Source organism: Delftia sp. Cs1-4, assembly GCF_000214395.1.
GTDB classification, from domain to species: Bacteria; Pseudomonadota; Gammaproteobacteria; order Burkholderiales; family Burkholderiaceae_C; genus Comamonas; species Comamonas acidovorans.
Genome location: NC_015563.1, coordinates 5794562 through 5810311, shown reverse-complemented (window position 1 = coordinate 5810311; position 15750 = coordinate 5794562). Strand labels below are relative to the sequence as shown.

Annotated in this window: 16 protein-coding genes; 12 read left to right on the top strand and 4 right to left on the bottom strand. The window is 67.1% G+C overall.

Going from position 1 to position 15750, the window contains the following annotated elements:
- The first annotated feature begins 93 nt into the window (after positions 1 to 93).
- From DELCS14_RS25510 to DELCS14_RS25485, 6 genes are all read left to right on the top strand, one after another.
- A complete protein-coding gene (locus DELCS14_RS25510) occupies positions 94 to 1185 on the top strand; it encodes an aromatic ring-hydroxylating dioxygenase subunit alpha (protein WP_013804187.1) in 1092 nt (363 codons plus the stop codon).
- Between the two features lie 96 nt (positions 1186 to 1281).
- Positions 1282 to 1755, top strand: coding sequence for a MarR family transcriptional regulator (locus DELCS14_RS25505; RefSeq protein ID WP_013804186.1), 474 nt, complete (start codon positions 1282 to 1284; stop codon positions 1753 to 1755).
- A 259-nt stretch (positions 1756 to 2014) separates the two neighbouring features.
- On the top strand, positions 2015 to 3367 hold the full coding sequence (locus DELCS14_RS25500; RefSeq protein WP_013804185.1) for an MFS transporter: 1353 nt from the start codon (positions 2015 to 2017) through the stop codon (positions 3365 to 3367).
- A 30-nt stretch (positions 3368 to 3397) separates the two neighbouring features.
- On the top strand, positions 3398 to 4474 hold the full coding sequence (locus tag DELCS14_RS25495; RefSeq protein WP_013804184.1) for an aromatic ring-hydroxylating dioxygenase subunit alpha: 1077 nt from the start codon (positions 3398 to 3400) through the stop codon (positions 4472 to 4474).
- Positions 4475 to 4507: 33 nt separating this feature from the next.
- The gene (locus DELCS14_RS25490) at positions 4508 to 5470 is read left to right on the top strand and encodes a PDR/VanB family oxidoreductase (protein ID WP_013804183.1); all 963 of its coding nucleotides are present in this window, start codon (positions 4508 to 4510) and stop codon (positions 5468 to 5470) included.
- Between the two features lie 106 nt (positions 5471 to 5576).
- On the top strand, positions 5577 to 6524 hold the full coding sequence (locus DELCS14_RS25485) for a 2-hydroxyacid dehydrogenase (RefSeq protein ID WP_013804182.1): 948 nt from the start codon (positions 5577 to 5579) through the stop codon (positions 6522 to 6524).
- 8 nt (positions 6525 to 6532) lie between these two features.
- On the opposite strand, the gene DELCS14_RS25480 is transcribed toward DELCS14_RS25485, so the two are convergent.
- Complete coding sequence (locus tag DELCS14_RS25480; protein WP_013804181.1) at positions 6533 to 6958, bottom strand: hypothetical protein; 426 nt, start codon at positions 6956 to 6958, stop codon at positions 6533 to 6535.
- 131 nt (positions 6959 to 7089) lie between these two features.
- Here DELCS14_RS25480 and DELCS14_RS25475 point away from each other — a divergent pair, with 131 nt between their 5' ends.
- Entirely contained in the window at positions 7090 to 7746 is a 657-nt protein-coding gene (locus tag DELCS14_RS25475; protein WP_013804180.1) for a TetR/AcrR family transcriptional regulator, read from the top strand.
- A gap of 158 nt (positions 7747 to 7904) precedes the next feature.
- Here the strand turns inward: DELCS14_RS25475 and DELCS14_RS25470 are convergent, their stop codons facing one another.
- The 3 genes from DELCS14_RS25470 to DELCS14_RS25460 are packed head-to-tail and all read right to left on the bottom strand — an operon-like array spanning position 7905 to position 10821.
- Positions 7905 to 8948 (bottom strand): DctP family TRAP transporter solute-binding subunit, encoded by a 1044-nt coding sequence (locus tag DELCS14_RS25470; protein ID WP_012203290.1) that lies wholly within the window; start codon positions 8946 to 8948, stop codon positions 7905 to 7907.
- A gap of 32 nt (positions 8949 to 8980) precedes the next feature.
- Positions 8981 to 10279: a TRAP transporter large permease gene (locus tag DELCS14_RS25465; RefSeq protein ID WP_013804179.1), complete on the bottom strand. Its 1299-nt coding sequence runs from the start codon at positions 10277 to 10279 to the stop codon at positions 8981 to 8983.
- The gene (locus tag DELCS14_RS25460; protein ID WP_013804178.1) at positions 10276 to 10821 is read right to left on the bottom strand and encodes a TRAP transporter small permease; all 546 of its coding nucleotides are present in this window, start codon (positions 10819 to 10821) and stop codon (positions 10276 to 10278) included. The genes DELCS14_RS25465 and DELCS14_RS25460 overlap by 4 nt, the downstream gene beginning before the upstream one ends.
- 206 nt (positions 10822 to 11027) lie before the next feature.
- Here DELCS14_RS25460 and DELCS14_RS25455 point away from each other — a divergent pair, with 206 nt between their 5' ends.
- The 5 genes from DELCS14_RS25455 to DELCS14_RS25435 all read left to right on the top strand — a co-directional run bounded on the left by DELCS14_RS25455 (position 11028) and on the right by DELCS14_RS25435 (position 15732).
- Positions 11028 to 11963 (top strand): LysR substrate-binding domain-containing protein, encoded by a 936-nt coding sequence (locus tag DELCS14_RS25455; protein ID WP_170962088.1) that lies wholly within the window; start codon positions 11028 to 11030, stop codon positions 11961 to 11963.
- Positions 11964 to 12406: 443 nt separating this feature from the next.
- Entirely contained in the window at positions 12407 to 13306 is a 900-nt protein-coding gene (locus DELCS14_RS25450; RefSeq protein ID WP_013804177.1) for a transporter substrate-binding domain-containing protein, read from the top strand.
- A gap of 112 nt (positions 13307 to 13418) precedes the next feature.
- The gene (locus DELCS14_RS25445) at positions 13419 to 14171 is read left to right on the top strand and encodes an amino acid ABC transporter permease (RefSeq protein ID WP_013804176.1); all 753 of its coding nucleotides are present in this window, start codon (positions 13419 to 13421) and stop codon (positions 14169 to 14171) included.
- A gap of 1 nt (position 14172) precedes the next feature.
- Positions 14173 to 14844 (top strand): amino acid ABC transporter permease, encoded by a 672-nt coding sequence (locus tag DELCS14_RS25440; protein ID WP_012203296.1) that lies wholly within the window; start codon positions 14173 to 14175, stop codon positions 14842 to 14844.
- Positions 14845 to 14994: 150 nt separating this feature from the next.
- A complete protein-coding gene (locus tag DELCS14_RS25435) occupies positions 14995 to 15732 on the top strand; it encodes an amino acid ABC transporter ATP-binding protein (protein WP_012203297.1) in 738 nt (245 codons plus the stop codon).
- The last annotated feature ends 18 nt before the right edge of the window (positions 15733 to 15750 follow it).

Below are 15750 nucleotides of genomic sequence, written 5' to 3'. Positions count from 1 at the left end.
TCTGAGATTGATACGTGCCGGCGGCCTCGGCCGCCCGTGCCCCTGCCACCGCAGCGCCAAGGACTGCGGACCCCACCCATAAAGGAGACCCCCATGAGCACATTCCCCAAGAACACCTGGTACGTGGCCGCCACGTCCGACGAGATCCAGGACAAGCCGCTGGGCCGTCGCATCTGCGGCGAGCGCATTGCGTTCTACCGCGCGCAGCACGGCGTTGCCGCCGTGGAGGATTTCTGCCCGCACCGCGGCGCGCCCCTGTCGCTGGGCTTTGTCTGCGAGGGCAAGCTGGTCTGCGGCTACCACGGGCTGGAGATGGGCTGCGACGGCAAGACCATTGCCATGCCGGGCCAGCGCGTGCGCGGCTTCCCCGAGATCCGCAGCTATCCCGTCGAGGAGCGCCACGGCTTCATCTGGGTCTGGCCTGGCGACAAGGCGCTGGCCGATGCCGCCCTGATTCCGAAGCTGCCCTGGCACGACAACCCCGAATGGGCCTACGGCGGCGGCATGTTCCACATCCAGGCCGACTACCGGCTGATGATCGACAACCTCATGGACCTGACGCACGAGACCTATGTGCACGCCAGCTCCATCGGCCAGGCCGAGATCGACGAGACGCCCTGCAAGACCGAGACGCGCGGCGAGGGCGCCGATGTCGAGGTCGTCACCAGCCGCTTCATGAACGACATCCCCGCCCCCCCGTTCTGGAAGATGGCACTGCGCAGCAACGGCCTGGCCGACGAGGTGCCCGTGGACCGCTGGCAGGTCTGCCGCTTCACCCCGCCCAGCCATGTGCTGATCGAGGTCGGCGTGGCCCATGCAGGCCACGGTGGCTACGACGCGCCCGACGAGCACAAGGTCTACAGCATGGTGGTGGACTTCATCACGCCGGAGACCGAGGAGTCCATGTGGTACTTCTGGGGCATGGCGCGCCGCTTCAATCCGGGCGATGCCGAAGTCACCGACCGCATCCGCGAGGGCCAGCACAAGATCTTCAGCGAAGACCTGCAGATGCTGGAGCTGCAGCAGCGCAACCTCAGTGCCCACCCCGACCGCAAGCTGCTCAAGCTCAACATCGATGCGGGCGGCGTGCAGTCGCGCAAGGTCATCGACAAATGGATTGCGCAGGAGCAGCAGGCGGCGGCGGTGGCCGCAGCAGCGGCCCAGCCTGCCGCCGCCGTGGCCTGAGGGCGGCCATGGCCCGGCGTGCATCCAGGACCGGCGCCGGGGATGGGGTAACCTCGGCGGGCTTCAACCCCAGGGCCGCAAGGCCTGCCGCCACCGATGGTCCACTCCGCCTCCGATCCGCTTTCCATCGACCTCTACGACCAGCCGGGCCACCTGATCCGGCGCGCGCAGCAGATCGCGGCGCAGCTGTTCCGCGACGTGCTGGGGCCGGACGTGACGCCGGTGCAGTACGCCATCCTGCGCATGCTGCAGGAAAAGCCGGGCATCGACCAGGTGACGCTGGCGCGGCTGGTGGCGCTGGACAACTCCACCACGGCCGACATCGCGGCGCGCCTGGAGGCCAAGGGCTGGGTGCTGCGCGAGATCCTGCCCCGGCGCCAGCGGCGCCTGACGCTCACGGCCGAGGGCGAGACCATGCTGGCCGGCTTCGTGCCCAATGTCCACGAACTGCACGAGCGCATGCTGGCCGCGCTCGAACCCCAAGAGCAGGCCGAGTTCAAGCGCCTGCTGCGCAAGTTCGTGCAGCTGCACGACGTGCGCGAATCCACGGAAACAACGTCCGCCGACTGAGGGCGGCCTGGCCGCCAGCGCGCATGGCGAGCCGACCCTGATCGGGGAAACCCGGTATTTGACGTACATCATCATTCAGTAAACTGAATCACATTCAGCATACGTAATGAACTGCTGAAAAACGGCTGAAAACACAAGAAAGCTCGGCCAGAGCTTCGACCCCAAGGAGACCCACGATGACTGCCTGCCTGCTTGCCCCTCGCCTGCAGCGGCCCCGCGCCGCCGCATCTTCCATCCCCTTTTCGCAGGAGCTGCGGCCATGAGCGCCGACCTGCGTGCAAGCGTCGACCAGCGGCCCATGACGCGCTTCCAGTGGTCGGTCATAGCCCTGTGCATGGTGCTCAACATGATCGACGGCTTCGACGTGCTGGTCATGGCCTTCACGGCCTCGGCCGTGTCGGCGCACTGGCAGCTCAGCGGCGCCCAGCTGGGCTTTCTGCTCAGTGCGGGCCTGTTCGGCATGGCGGGCGGATCGCTGCTGATCGCGCCCTGGGCCGACCGGCTGGGCCGCCGGCCGCTGATCCTGGCCTGCCTGGCCCTCTCGGGCGTGGGCATGCTGGGCTCGGCCTTCAGCCACAGCGCCATCCAGCTTGCGGCGTTGCGCGTGCTCACGGGCCTGGGCGTGGGCGGCATCCTGGCCTGCAGCAACGTGATCGCCAGCGAATACGCCTCGCAGCGCTGGCGCAGCCTGGCCGTCACCCTGCAGTCCACGGGCTATGCGCTGGGCGCCAGCATTGGCGGCTCCATCGCGGTGTGGCTGCTGGGGCGCCATGACTGGCGCGCCGTCTTCCTGTTCGGCGGCTGCGTGACGCTGGGCGTGCTGGTCCTGGCCTGGTGGCGACTGCCCGAGTCCATGGACTTCCTGCTGGCGCGGCGCCCGGCCGGCGCGCTGCAGCGGCTCAATGCCCTGGTCGGCCGGCTGGGCCTGCCCACGCTGGTGGCGCTGCCGCCTGCCGCGCCCGCATCGGCGGGGCCGGTGCGGCGGGGCCCGCTGCAGCTGTTCGCGCCGGGCCTGCGCCGGCCCACGCTGCTGGTCTGGCTGTCGTTCTTCGCGGTGATGTTCGGCTTTTACTTCGTGATGAGCTGGACGCCCAAGCTGCTCGCCGCCTCGGGCCTCACGCCCGAGCAGGGCGTGACCGGCGGCGTGCTGCTGAGCCTGGGCGGCATCCTGGGTGCCACCTTGCTGGGTCTGCTGGCGGCGCGCTATCCCGTGCACCGCGCGCTGGCCGGCTTCATGCTGGCCACGGCCGTGCTGCTGTGCTTCATCGTGAGCAATCCGGGCTCGCTGCTGCTGTCGTACGCGCTGGCCTTCCTGATCGGCGTCTTCGTCAACGGCTGCGTGGCGGGGCTCTATGCCATCGCGCCCATGGTCTATGGCGGCGAGGTGCGCGTGACCGGCGTGGGCTGGGGCATAGGCATAGGGCGCATCGGCGCCATCGTCTCGCCCATGGTCGCGGGCTCGCTGCTCGACGCCTCCTGGTCGGCCAGCCAGCTGTACGTGGGCTATGGCGCGGCCTTCGTGTTCGCGGCCTGCATCGTGTCGCTGCACCGGCTGCAAGGGCCTGAAGCCGGCAGGCCCGCAGCCACGGGCCGCACGCTGTCGGCGCATTGAGCGCGACTTGCAGACAAGAAGGAGAACCCCATGACCGAATGCACCACCATTGCACCCGCCTCCACACCCGCCTTCCCGCTGGATCAGTGGTATGTCGCCGGCTTTGCCTGGGAGCTGCAGGACGCGCCACTGGCCCGCACCCTGCTGGGCCGGCCCGTCGTGCTGTTTCGCACGCCCGACGGCAGCGTCGCCGCGCTGGAAGACCGCTGCTGCCACCGCGAGCTGCCGCTGTCCTGCGGCACGGTGGAGGCGCGCGGCCTGCGCTGCGGCTACCACGGCCTGCTGTTCGACCGCGCCGGGCAGTGCCTGGAGATTCCGGGCCAGCAGCGCATACCGCCCAAGGCCTGCGTCAAGTCCTTCGACCTGCGCGAGCGTGACCAGATTCTCTGGATCTGGATGGGCGCCACGCCCGATTCCGTGCCCGCGCAGGAGCCGCCCGCCTATCCCGTGCACGGGGATGCGCGCTACCGCTTCGGCGGCGATGTCTACCACTACGACGCGCCCTACCAGCTCATCCACGACAACCTGCTGGACCTCAGCCACCTGGGCTATGTGCACCTCAAGACCATTGGCGGCAATGCCGGCGTCCACATGAATGCCGAGCTCAAGGTGCGCCAGGAGGGCGACAGCGTCACCGTGCTGCGCTGGATGCCCGACTCCGACCCGCCGCCCACCTATGCGGCGGCCTGGCCGTTCGCGGGCCGCATCGACCGCTGGCAGGAGGTGGAGTTCCACCCCTCGCATGTGCGCATCTGGACTGGCGCCATGGATGCGGGCAGCGGGCAGCTTGACGATCCGCAGCGCGAAGGCTTTCACATGCGGGGCTTTCACGGCGTGACGCCGGAGACCGAGCATTCGGCCCACTACTTCTGGACCATTGCCACCAACCCGCATCCCGACATGCAGGACACCACGCGCCTGGTGATCGACCAGACGGCCGCCACCTTCGAGGAGGACAAGGTCGTCATCGAGGCCCAGTTCCGCAACCAGCAGCGCTTTGGTGCGCGCCCCGTCATCGACATCCACGTGGACGCCGGCCCCAATCGCGCGCGCCGCGTGATCAGCCGGCTGCGCGAGGCCAGCGCCCAGGCGCTGGCGGCGGCCTGATTTTTCCGAACCCCTCCATTCCCACGTTTCCCCATGCAAGCCAACCCCATCCTCCAGGTGCGCGTCGCGCGCAAATGCGCCGAGGCGCAGGACATCTGCAGCCTTGAACTCGTGCCGCTGGACGGCCAGAGCCTGCCCGCCTTCACGGCCGGCTCGCACATCGACCTGCACCTGCCCGGCGGCCTGGTGCGCCAGTACTCGCTGTGCAACGACCCGCAGGACACGGGCCGCTACGTGGTCGGCGTGCTGCGCGAAGCCGCCTCGCGCGGCGGCTCGGCCGCCGTGCACGAACAGGTGCAGGAAGGCCAGCAGATCGCCATCGGCGCGCCGCGCAACCACTTCGCGCTGCATGCGGGCGGCCCTGCGCGGCATCTGCTGCTGGCCGGCGGCATAGGCATCACGCCCGTGCTGGCCATGGCGCGCCAGCTGGCGCGCGAGGGTGCCGATTTCGAACTGCACTACTGCGCGCGTTCGCGCGAGCGCATGGCCTTCACGGCCCTGCTGCAGTCCATGCCCTGGGCCGACCGCGTGCACCTGCATGTGGATGGCGAGGGCGCGCTCGACATGGCGCAGCTGCTCGGCGCCCCGCAGGCGGGCCTGCACCTGTATGTCTGCGGCCCGCGCGGCTTCATGGACGCGGCCCTGGGCATGGCTCGCACGTCGGGCTGGGGCGAGGACAGTCTGCACTACGAGTTCTTCGCGGGCGAGGCCGTGCAGCGCGAGGGCGATGCCGGTTTCGAGATCGAGATCGCCAGCACCGGCCAGGTGGTGGGCGTGGCGCCCGAGCAGACCGTGGTCCAGGCGCTGGCCGGCATCGGCGTGGAGGTGCAGACCTCGTGCGAGCAGGGCGTGTGCGGCACCTGCCTCACGCGCGTGCTCTCGGGCGAGCCCGAGCACCGCGACATGTACCTGACCGAGGACGAACAGGCCGCCTGCGACCAGTTCCTGCCCTGCTGCTCGCGCGCCAAATCCGCCCGGCTGGTGCTGGACCTGTAGGGCGGCACCGCTCAGGGCCTCTGGCGGGTGGACAATGGGTTTCCCCTTGCCCACAGCCCGTTGAAGCCGCTGATTTCCCTGCGGCAGCGGGCGCCGCTCTTTCGCCATGCAACCTGCCCTGCTTGTCCTGAACTTCAACGCCGAAGGCCATCTGCGCCAGATGGCCCAGGCCTTTCCCTCCTTCGACCTGCTCTACGCGCCCGACGCCAGCCAATGCGAGGCGGCTCTCGCCGAGCACGGCGCACGCATCCAGGCCGTGCTGACCATCGGCTCCATCGGCCTGTCGGCCGCGCAGATGCAGCGCATGCCTGCGCTTCGGCTGGTCTGCGCGCTGGGCGCGGGCTACGAGAACATCGATGTCGCCCATGCGCAGGCCCATGGCATTGCCGTGGGCAATGGCGCGGGCACCAATGACGACTGCGTGGCCGACCACGCCATGGGCCTGCTGATCGCCTCCGTGCGCGGCCTGGTGCGCCTGGACCGCGCCACGCGCGACGGCGTCTGGCGCACTGCCATGCCGCTGCCTCCCAATGTCTCGCACAAGCGCCTGGGCATCCTCGGCATGGGCGCCATCGGCGCCAAGATCGCCCAGCGCGCGCTGGGCTTCGAGATGGAGATCGGCTACCACAACCGCAGCCAGCGCAGCGAGCTGCCCCACCGCTACTTCGGCGACCTGCTGTCCCTGGCGCAATGGGCCGATGTGCTGCTGGTCGCCACGCCGGGCGGCCCGGGCACGCGCCACCTCATCAACACGCAGGTGCTGGATGCGCTGGGCCCGCAGGGCCATCTGGTCAATATCGCGCGCGGCAGCGTGGTCGATACCGCCTCCCTGGCCGCCGCCGTGCGCGAAGGCCGCCTTGCCGGCGCGGGCCTGGATGTCTACGAAAGCGAACCCGCGCCCCCGGCCGAACTGCTGGACCTGGACGCCGTGGTGCTCACGCCCCATGTGGGCGGCTGGTCGCCCGAAGCCGTGCAGGCCTCGGTGGACCGCTTCATCGCCAACATGCGCTGCCACCTGGAAGGCCGCCCGCTGGTCTCGCCCGTCACGGCCTGAGGCCGGATTCAGCCCTGTGCCATCCCGGCAGTTGCTGCCAGGTGCAGCAGTCCCATGACCAGGCAGATGGCCGAGGACACATGCCAGAAGCGGTCGCTGTTGTCCGGGAACCGCGGCTTCAGCCACGGATAGGCCACGGCCCGCGCCACCAGCACCAGGCCGGCCCCGGCCAGCACCGGGCGCATGAAGGGCAGGGGTCCCAGCAGGCCCGCGCCTGCCAGCGCATACCCCGCCAGCAGCGACAGCACCACGCCGATGGCCGCCGACACCAGCGGCGGATACCAGTGCCCGGCCTCGGCCATGCGCGCCATGCGCTCGCCGGCCCCCATGAGCCGCAGCCCGCGTCCCCCCCAGACGATGCAGGCGAAGTGGGCCAGCGCGGCCGCCGTGTCGAACAGGGCGGCGGCCAGGGCCAGCAGTTGCACTCCCTTCACGGCAGGGCTTCCCACGCGCCGGTGTGCTGATGCTTCTTCATGGTGTATTCCTTGGGATTTGCTGCAATGGCCGGCCACTGTAGTGCTTAAACTCCGGGCAGGAAACTCGCCTTGTGCTCAGGTTTTGCCGCATGCCCTCCCATACCTCCACTACCACTGAATCCCAGAGAAGAAGACAGCCCGTACAGGCCCGTGCGCAGCGTACGCTGCAGGCCATTGTTCAGGCAGCAGCTCAGATTCTGGTCAAGGAGGGCGAAGCCGCGCTCACCACCAACCGCATTGCCGAGCGCGCAGGCGTCTCCATCGGCACGCTCTACCAGTACTTCCCCGACAAGCAGGCTGTCTTCCGCGCCATGGTCGATGGCCAGCGCCGTGTGGCCGTCGCGGCCATCGAGACCTGGCTGGAGCAGGCGTCGGAGCAGGGCCTGCCGCGCGAGGCCGTGGCGCGCGGCGTGGTCGCCTGCATCGTCGAGGGCTTTGCGGGCCGCACGCCCGCGCGGCGCAAGCTGGCGCGCTTTGCCTGGCGCCAGGATGGTGACGAGCGCATTGCCCTGTCCATGCGCGAGACCGCCGAGCGCATGGCCGCCCACCTGCAGCGCTGGGGCGGTCCCTCGCTGTCCTATGCGCGCCTTTACGTGGCCACGCGGGCCGTGCTGGGCACGGTGCGCTTCGCCTCGCTGGAGGCCTCGCCGCTGATTGCCTCGGGCGCACTGGAGGAGCTGCTGTGCGAGATGGGGACAGACATGTTGCTGGGTGGCGTGCAGGGCGCCGGCGCTGCTGCCTCATAGAGGCTGTCCCATTCGCCGAGGCCATCATGGGGGCATGGCGTTCGTTGATGGCGTGCCGGAGACCCAGGCCGTTCCTGCGCAGCAGGATGGCGAAAAAAAAGGCCCCGCAGAGCGGGGCCTTTTGCTTCTACCGGAGTGTGCGATCAACCGATAGCATTCTAACGAGTTCGCGCGGCAATGGCTTTCTCCGCCACATCCACCAGGTCGGTGCCGACCTGCTGCTTCCACTTGTCGTAGACAGGGCGCGTGGCCTTGACGAAGGCTTCGCGCTCGGCTGGCGTGAGTTGGGTCACGGTCACGCCGTTGGCGGCCAGGTCCTTGAGCAGCGGCTTGTCGGCCTCGATCATGCCCTTGCGCGCGATCACGATCTGCTCCTTGGCAGCGTCCACGGCGGCCTGGCGCACGATGTCCTGGTCTTCCTTGGTCCAGGTGGCCCAGATGTCCTTGTTGACCACGAAGATCAGCGGATCGTTGATGTAGCCCCACAGCGTCAGATGCTTCTGGCCCACGGACTGCAGCTTGGCGGCCATGTAGACCGAGACGGGGTTTTCCTGGCCGTCCACGGCGCCGCTGGCCATGGCGGGCTGGGCATCGGCCCAGCTCATCTGCGTGGGGTTGGCGCCTAGCGCGGTGAAGGTGTCCAGGAACAGCGGCGAGCCCACGACGCGGATCTTCAGGCCCTTGAGGTCGGCAGGGGTCTTGATGGCGTGCTTGGAGTTGCTGATCTCGCGGTAGCCGTTCTCGCCCCAGGCCAGCGGCACCACGCCGGCCTTTTCCAGGCGCTGGAACAGGCGCTTGCCGGGCTCGCCATGCGTGAGCGCGTCGGCAGCGGCGTAGTCGGGCATGAGGAAGGGCAGGGCGAACAGGTTCAGCTCCTTGATCTGGGGCGACCAGTTCAGCGTGGAGCCCACGGCCATGTCGATCACGCCCTGGCGCAGCGCGCTGAATTCGCGCGTCTGGTCGCCCTGGATCAGGGACACGCCCGGGTAGAGCTTGATGTTGATGCGGCCGTTGGTGCGCTCGCGCACCTTGTTGGCCCAGATCTCGCCGCCCTTGCCCCAGGGAAAGGCCGTGCCCAGCACCAGCGACATGCGGTACTCGCTCTTGTACTTGGCCGGAGTCTGCGCCACTGCGGGAGCGGACGAAAGGGCCAGGGCCGCAGCCGCGGCCAGGCCGCTGGCGAGGAAAGTGCGAAGTTTCATTGCGAAGGTCTCCTTGTTGAATTTTTGGGGAATCAGTAGCCCAGGCGTGCTGGGAGCCAGAGAGCCAGCTGCGGGAAGGCGATCACGGCGATCATCACCAGGAACATGGCCAGCAGCATGGGGCCGACCCAGCGCACGGTGGACTCCATGCGCACGCCCGCGATGCGGCAGGACACCATCAGGTTCACGGCCAGCGGCGGCGTGAACTGGCCCAGCGCCACCTTGAGCGTGAGGATGACGCCGAACCACACCGGGTCCCAGTTGTAGTGCTGCATGATCGGCAGCAGCAGCGGCACGAAGATCAGGAAGATGGAGATGCCGTCCAGGAACATGCCCACGGTGATCAGCAGCAGGATCAGCAGAGCCATCACGCCGTACTCGCCCAGGCCCGAGTCCACGATGGCCTTGGCCACCGGATCGATCACGCCCAGCGTGGACAGCGAGAACGCGAAGATGCCGGCCAGCGATACCACCAGCAGGATCACGGCCGACAGCTCGCCGGCCTCGCGCAGGATGGGGTAGAGGTCGCGCAGCGTGATGGTGCGGTGGATCACCATGCCCACGAACAGGCCGTAGAACACGGCCACCACGGCGGCCTCGGTGGGGGTGAACCAGCCGGCGCGCATGCCGCCCAGGATCAGCACCGGAGCGGCCAGGCCCCAGGAGGCCTCGCGCAGGCTGTGCCAGAACGGCGGGCGCGGCATGGACGATTCCAGCGCACCCATCTTGTGCTTGCGCGACATCCACACGGCGGGAATGATCAGCGCCACGCCGGCCAGGATGCCGGGGATCATGCCGGCCGCAAACAGCGCCGGCACCGAGGCGCCGGGCACCAGCACCGAGTAGATGATGAAGGCCACGGACGGCGGGATCAGGATGTCGGTGGCCGCAGCCGCGCCCACCACGCTGGCCGAGAAGCTGCCCGGATAGCCGGCGCGGCTCATGGCCGCGATCATCACGCCGCCCACGGCGGCGGCATTGGCCGGGCCCGAGCCCGAGATGCCGCCCAGGAACATGGCCACGGCAATCGCCACCAGGGGCAGCATGCCGGGGCCGCGGCCCACGATGGCCACGGCGAAGTTCACCAGGCGCAGCGCCACGCCAGAGCGGTCGAAGATCGAGCCCACGAGCACGAACATCGGAATCGCCAGCAGCGGGTACTTGCCCAGGCCCGCATAGAAGTTCTGCGGCACGGCCAGCAGGCCGAACCACTGCGTGTCGGGGCTGGCCAGCGCGATGGCGGCGGCGCCCGCCAGGCCCAGGGCCGCGCCGATCGGCACGCCCAGGAACATCAGGCCCAGGAAGGCGATGAAGAGCAGGGTTGCGATCATTGCGCCTTCTCCCCGGTGCTGTCATCGAAGGCGCCAGGGCGGCCCTGGCGCTGGAACAGCTGCAGCGCGCGCACCGTGATCAGGGCCGAGCAAATCGGCAGCCACATCGAATACCACCACTGCGGCACGCCGATGCCGGGCGAGGTTTCCTCGAACCGGTAGTCGTCCCAGACCACGCGCACGCTCAGTGCGGCGATCACGGCGAACAGCAGGGCCACCATCAGCGTGCCGAAGCGCGCCAGGCGCTTCCTGCGCAGGGCGCTGCCGCCTTCGGCGAAGTACTCGATGCGGATATGGGCGTTGCGCGCCACGGCCGCCGAGCCCGCGACCATGGCCAGCAGGATCATCAGGAAGACCGAGATTTCCTCGGTCCAGGCGAAGGAGGAGGAAGTGAAGTAGCGCACCAGCACATTGGCGAAGGTGATCAGGGCCAGCAGGGCCATGATCACCACGGTGAGCCAGTCCTCGATGCGCAGCGAGCGCGGCTCGTCCGGCTGCGAAGGCGTCTCAGCGGCGCCGTTTTCGGTGGGAGGGGATGACATGGACGCGGGGAGTCAGAAAATTACACATGGCGGGGCAGATGCAGTCACTGAGCTTCCTCGGCGTCGTGTGCCGGGGGCCGTGAGGAAAAAATGTCACATTGGGTAAATGCGGCGCAGCGCCATTATGTGCGCATCCATGCGGTGTGCCAGAGGGACCATCCCTGCCCTGTCAGGCACCCGTCACGGCCCGGCGGATAATGGCGGGCATGGAAACCAAATGGCTAGAAGATTTCGTCAGCCTGGCTGAAACACGCAGTTTCAGCCGCTCCGCCCAACTGCGGCACGTGACGCAACCTGCGTTCTCGCGCCGCATCCAGGCACTGGAGGCCTGGGCCGGCACCGACCTTGTGGACCGCAGCTCCTACCCGACCCGGCTCACGCCGGCCGGCAAGACCATGTATGACCAGGCGCTGGAGATGCTGCAGTCGCTGCAGAGCACGCGCACCATGCTGCGTGCCCACGTCAGCGCGGGCAAGGGCATGGTGGGGTTTGCGGTGCCGCACACGCTGGCCTTCACTTTCTTCCCGAACTGGGTCTCCAGCGTGCAGGCCAAGTTCGGGCCGTTCCGAAGCCGGCTGTTCGCGCTCAACGTGCATGACGCCGTGATGCGCCTGGTCGAAGGCGGCTGCGACCTGCTGATCGCCTACTTCCATCCGTCCCAGCCCTTCCAGCTTGACCCGGCGCGCTACGAGATGGTCAGCCTGGGCCATGAGGTGCTCGCCCCCTACGCCAAGCCCGACGCCGACGGCCTGCCGCTGCACCAGCTGCCGGGCCGCCAGGGCCAGCCGCTGCCTTATCTGGGCTATGCGCCCGGCGCCTACCTGGGCCGGGTGACGGAGCTCATCCTCAAGGAAGCGGCCGAGGCCGTGCACCTGGAACGCGTCTACGAGACCGACATGGCCGAAGGCCTCAAGGCCATGGCGCTGGAAGGCCATGGCGTCGCGTTCTTGCCGTTCAGCGCCGTGCGCAACGAGCTGGAGGCCGGGCGCCTGGTCAGCGCCGCACCTGCGGGCGACAACGGTTTTCGCATGGACATGGAAGTGCGCGCCTACCGTGAAAAACCCGCCAGCAAGGACGCGCCCCAGGGCGTGGCCGGCGCGCTGTGGAACTTCCTGCTGGAGCAGGGCGAGACCATCGGCTGACACGCCAAACGGCACGCATCAGGAAAAAAGGGGCTCTCGCAGCCCCTTTTTGCTGCACGTTGGTGCATGCGGGTGCCCGGCAAGAGCCCGACTTGGTGCACGGGTTATGCCTAGGGTAAACACCTATTATGCATAGCATGCATAAGGGCTTTTGCAAACGGCATTGGCTGTGCCACCGGCCCTGGCATTAGAGTGCGCGCACAGCAACCACGCCGTGTGCAGGACCGCCGGTGCGCTGGATCGGGCAAAAAACGCGTGCCATGGCACGGCAGTTGCTTACCTGAATCCGGCTGACGTGCTGGAAAGCCCTAGCACGTCTCGGTGCTCCAGCACCGTGCGTGATTGCACAATATGTGTCACATCGTTGATAGTTCGAGCAAGCCCACAAGGCGACTCGACCGTTCTCATCAAGACCGTTTTCGTTCTCATCTCAGGAGACCCGTATGAAGAAGCATTTGTTGGCCATCGCCGTGACCGCCCTGGCTGCAGGCAGCGCTTTCGCGCAGGCTGGTGACACCCTGGCCAAGATCAAGTCCTCCGGCGCCGTGACGCTGGGCGTGCGTGAATCCTCCGGCCTGGGCTACACGCTGGGCAATGGCAAGTACGTGGGCTTCCACACCGAGATGGGCGAGCGCGTGCTGGCTGACATCCAGAAGGAACTGGGCCTGGCCAAGCTGGACATCAAGTACCAGCCCGTCACCTCGCAAAACCGCATCCCCCTGGTGACCAATGGCACCGTGGACATCGAGTGCGGCTCCACCACCAACAGCCAGGCCCGCCAAAAGGATGTGGCCTTCGCCGTGACCACCTACGTGGAAGAAGTGCGCATCGCCGTCAAGGGCAACTCCGGCATCACCGGCATCAAGGACCTGAACGGCAAGACCATCGTCACGACGACGGGCACCACCTCGGTGCAGACCCTGCGCAAGAACAAGCGCGCCGACGGCCTGACCTTCAAGGAAGTCATGGGCAAGGACCACGCCGACAGCTTCCTGATGCTGGAAACCGGCCGTGCCGACGCCTTCATCATGGACGGCTCCATCCTGGCCGCCAACATCTCCAAGTCCAAGGCACCTGCCGACTACAAGATCGTCGGCGAAACCCTGTCGGTCGAGCCCATCGCCTGCATGCTGCGCAAGGACGACCCTGCCTTCAAGAAGGCCGTGGACGACTCCATCAAGCGCCAGATCGCCGACGGCTCGCTGGCCAAGCTCTATGACAAGTGGTTCATGCAGCCGATTCCCCCGGTCAACGTGAAGGTCGGCCTGCCACTGTCCGACGCCACCAAGGACGCATGGGCTCACCCCAACGACAAGCCCATGGAGTCGTACGAAGTCAAGTAAGCACCAGCTGAATGCCGCCCCTTCTGCCATGCGGTTGGAAGGGGCGTTTTTTGTTGCGTCGCCGGTTTTTCTGCCGGCACGCATTTCGTGTTTTGAATGAAGGGGTGCTCCTATGAGTTGGGATTGGCAGGTGTTCTGCCAGGACACCATTACCCAAGAGGTCGGTCAAAGCTGCTTCGGCAAGAACGGCGATATCACCTACCTGGACTGGATGCTGTCGGCCTGGGGCTGGACCATTTCCGTGTCGCTGCTGTCGCTGTTGATCGCACTGGTCGTCGGATCGCTGATCGGCACGCTGCGCACTTTGGAGGGCCGGCCGTGGATCGTGCGGCTGGGCAATGCCTGGGTGGAGCTGTTTCGCAATATTCCGCTGCTGGTCCACATCTTCATGTGGTACCACGTGGTTCCGTCCTTTGTTCCTGCGCTGAAGTCGCTGCCGGGCTTCGTGCTCGTGGTGCTGGCGCTGGGTTTCTTCACCTCGGCGCGTATCGCCGAGCAGGTGCGTTCGGGCATCCAGGCGCTGCCGCGCGGCCAGCGCTATGCGGGCATGGCGATGGGTTTCACCACGTTCCAGTACTACCGCTACGTGCTGCTGCCCATGGCGTTCCGCATCATCATCCCGCCGCTGACCAGCGAGACCATGAACGTGTTCAAGAACTCGTCCGTGGCCTTCGCCGTGTCCGTGGCCGAGCTGACCATGTTCGCCATGCAGGCGCAGGAAGAGACTTCGCGCGGCATCGAGATCTATCTGGCCGTCACCGGCCTGTATGTGGTTTCCGCCTTTGCCATCAACCGCATCATGGCCTTCATCGAGAAGCGTTCGCGCGTCCCGGGCCTGATCGCTGCCAGCGGCGGAGGACACTGACATGAACCTGCAAATCGACTGGTCGTTCTTCACCTGGGACCTGTTCAGCAACTTCGTGCTGAAGGGCCTGTACTTCAGCCTGACGCTGACCGTCATCGCCACCATCGGCGGCGTGCTCTTCGGCACCGTGCTGGCGCTGATGCGCCTGTCCGGCAAGAAGTGGCTTGATGTGCCCGCCACGCTCTACGTCAACGGCATGCGCTCCGTGCCGCTGGTGATGGTGATCCTGTGGTTCTTCCTGCTGATGCCGCTGATCATCGGTCGGCCCATCGGCGCCGAGGTCTCGGCCATCATCACCTTCATCGCCTTCGAGGCGGCCTACTTCAGCGAGATCATGCGCGCGGGCATCCAGTCCATCCCGCGCGGCCAGGTCTCCGCGGGCCAGGCCATGGGCATGACCTACGGCCAGAACATGCGCCTCGTGGTCCTGCCCCAGGCCTTCCGCAACATGCTGCCGGTGCTGCTCACGCAGACCATCATCCTGTTCCAGGACACCTCGCTGGTCTATGCCATCGGTGCCTACGACATGCTCAAGGGCTTCGAAGTGGCGGGCAAGAACTATGGCCGTCCCATCGAATCCTATCTGGCCGCTGGCGTGACCTACTTCGTGCTGTGCTACTCGCTCTCGTGGGCAGTCAAGCGCCTGCACAAAAAGATTGCCATCATTCGATGACACACCACCCCCTGAGTCGCTTCGCGCCTTCCCCCTTGAAGGGGGACGACGGCCTTGGCTGCGGGGCGGCCCTTGCTGGCCGTCCCGCCCCCATGACCGCGCCCCTTGTCGGCGCGGCGATGGACAACTGACACGAGTCGGAGTGAACCAATGATTGAACTCAAGAACGTTTCCAAGTGGTACGGCAGCTTCCAGGTGCTGACCGACTGCTCCACCAACATCCAGAAGGGTGAGGTCGTGGTGGTCTGCGGCCCTTCGGGCTCGGGCAAGTCCACGCTGATCAAGACCATCAACGCGCTGGAGCCCTTCCAGAAGGGCGAGATCTTCGTGGACGGCGTGGCCGTGCACGATCCCAAGACCAACCTGCCCCAGCTGCGCAGCCGCGTGGGCATGGTGTTCCAGCACTTCGAGCTGTTCCCGCACCTGTCGGTGACCGAGAACCTGACCATCGCCCAGATCAAGGTGCTGGGTCGCAGCCCGGACGATGCCAAGAAGCGTGGCCTCAAGATGCTGGACCGCGTGGGCCTGACGGCGCACAAGGACAAGTTCCCGGGCCAGCTGTCGGGTGGCCAGCAGCAGCGCGTGGCCATTGCGCGCGCGCTGTCCATGGACCCCATCGTGATGCTGTTCGACGAACCGACCTCCGCGCTGGACCCCGAAATGGTCGGCGAAGTGCTGGACGTGATGATCGGCCTGGCCAACGAAGGCATGACCATGATGTGCGTGACCCACGAAATGGGCTTCGCACGCAAGGTGGCCAGCCGTGTGATCTTCATGGACGTGGGCGGCAAGATCCTGGAGGACTGCTCCAAGGACGAATTCTTCGGCAACCCCGAAGCACGCCAGCCGCGCACCAAGGAATTTCTCAACAAGATCCTGCAGCACTGAACCGGTGCGGCCCTTGCG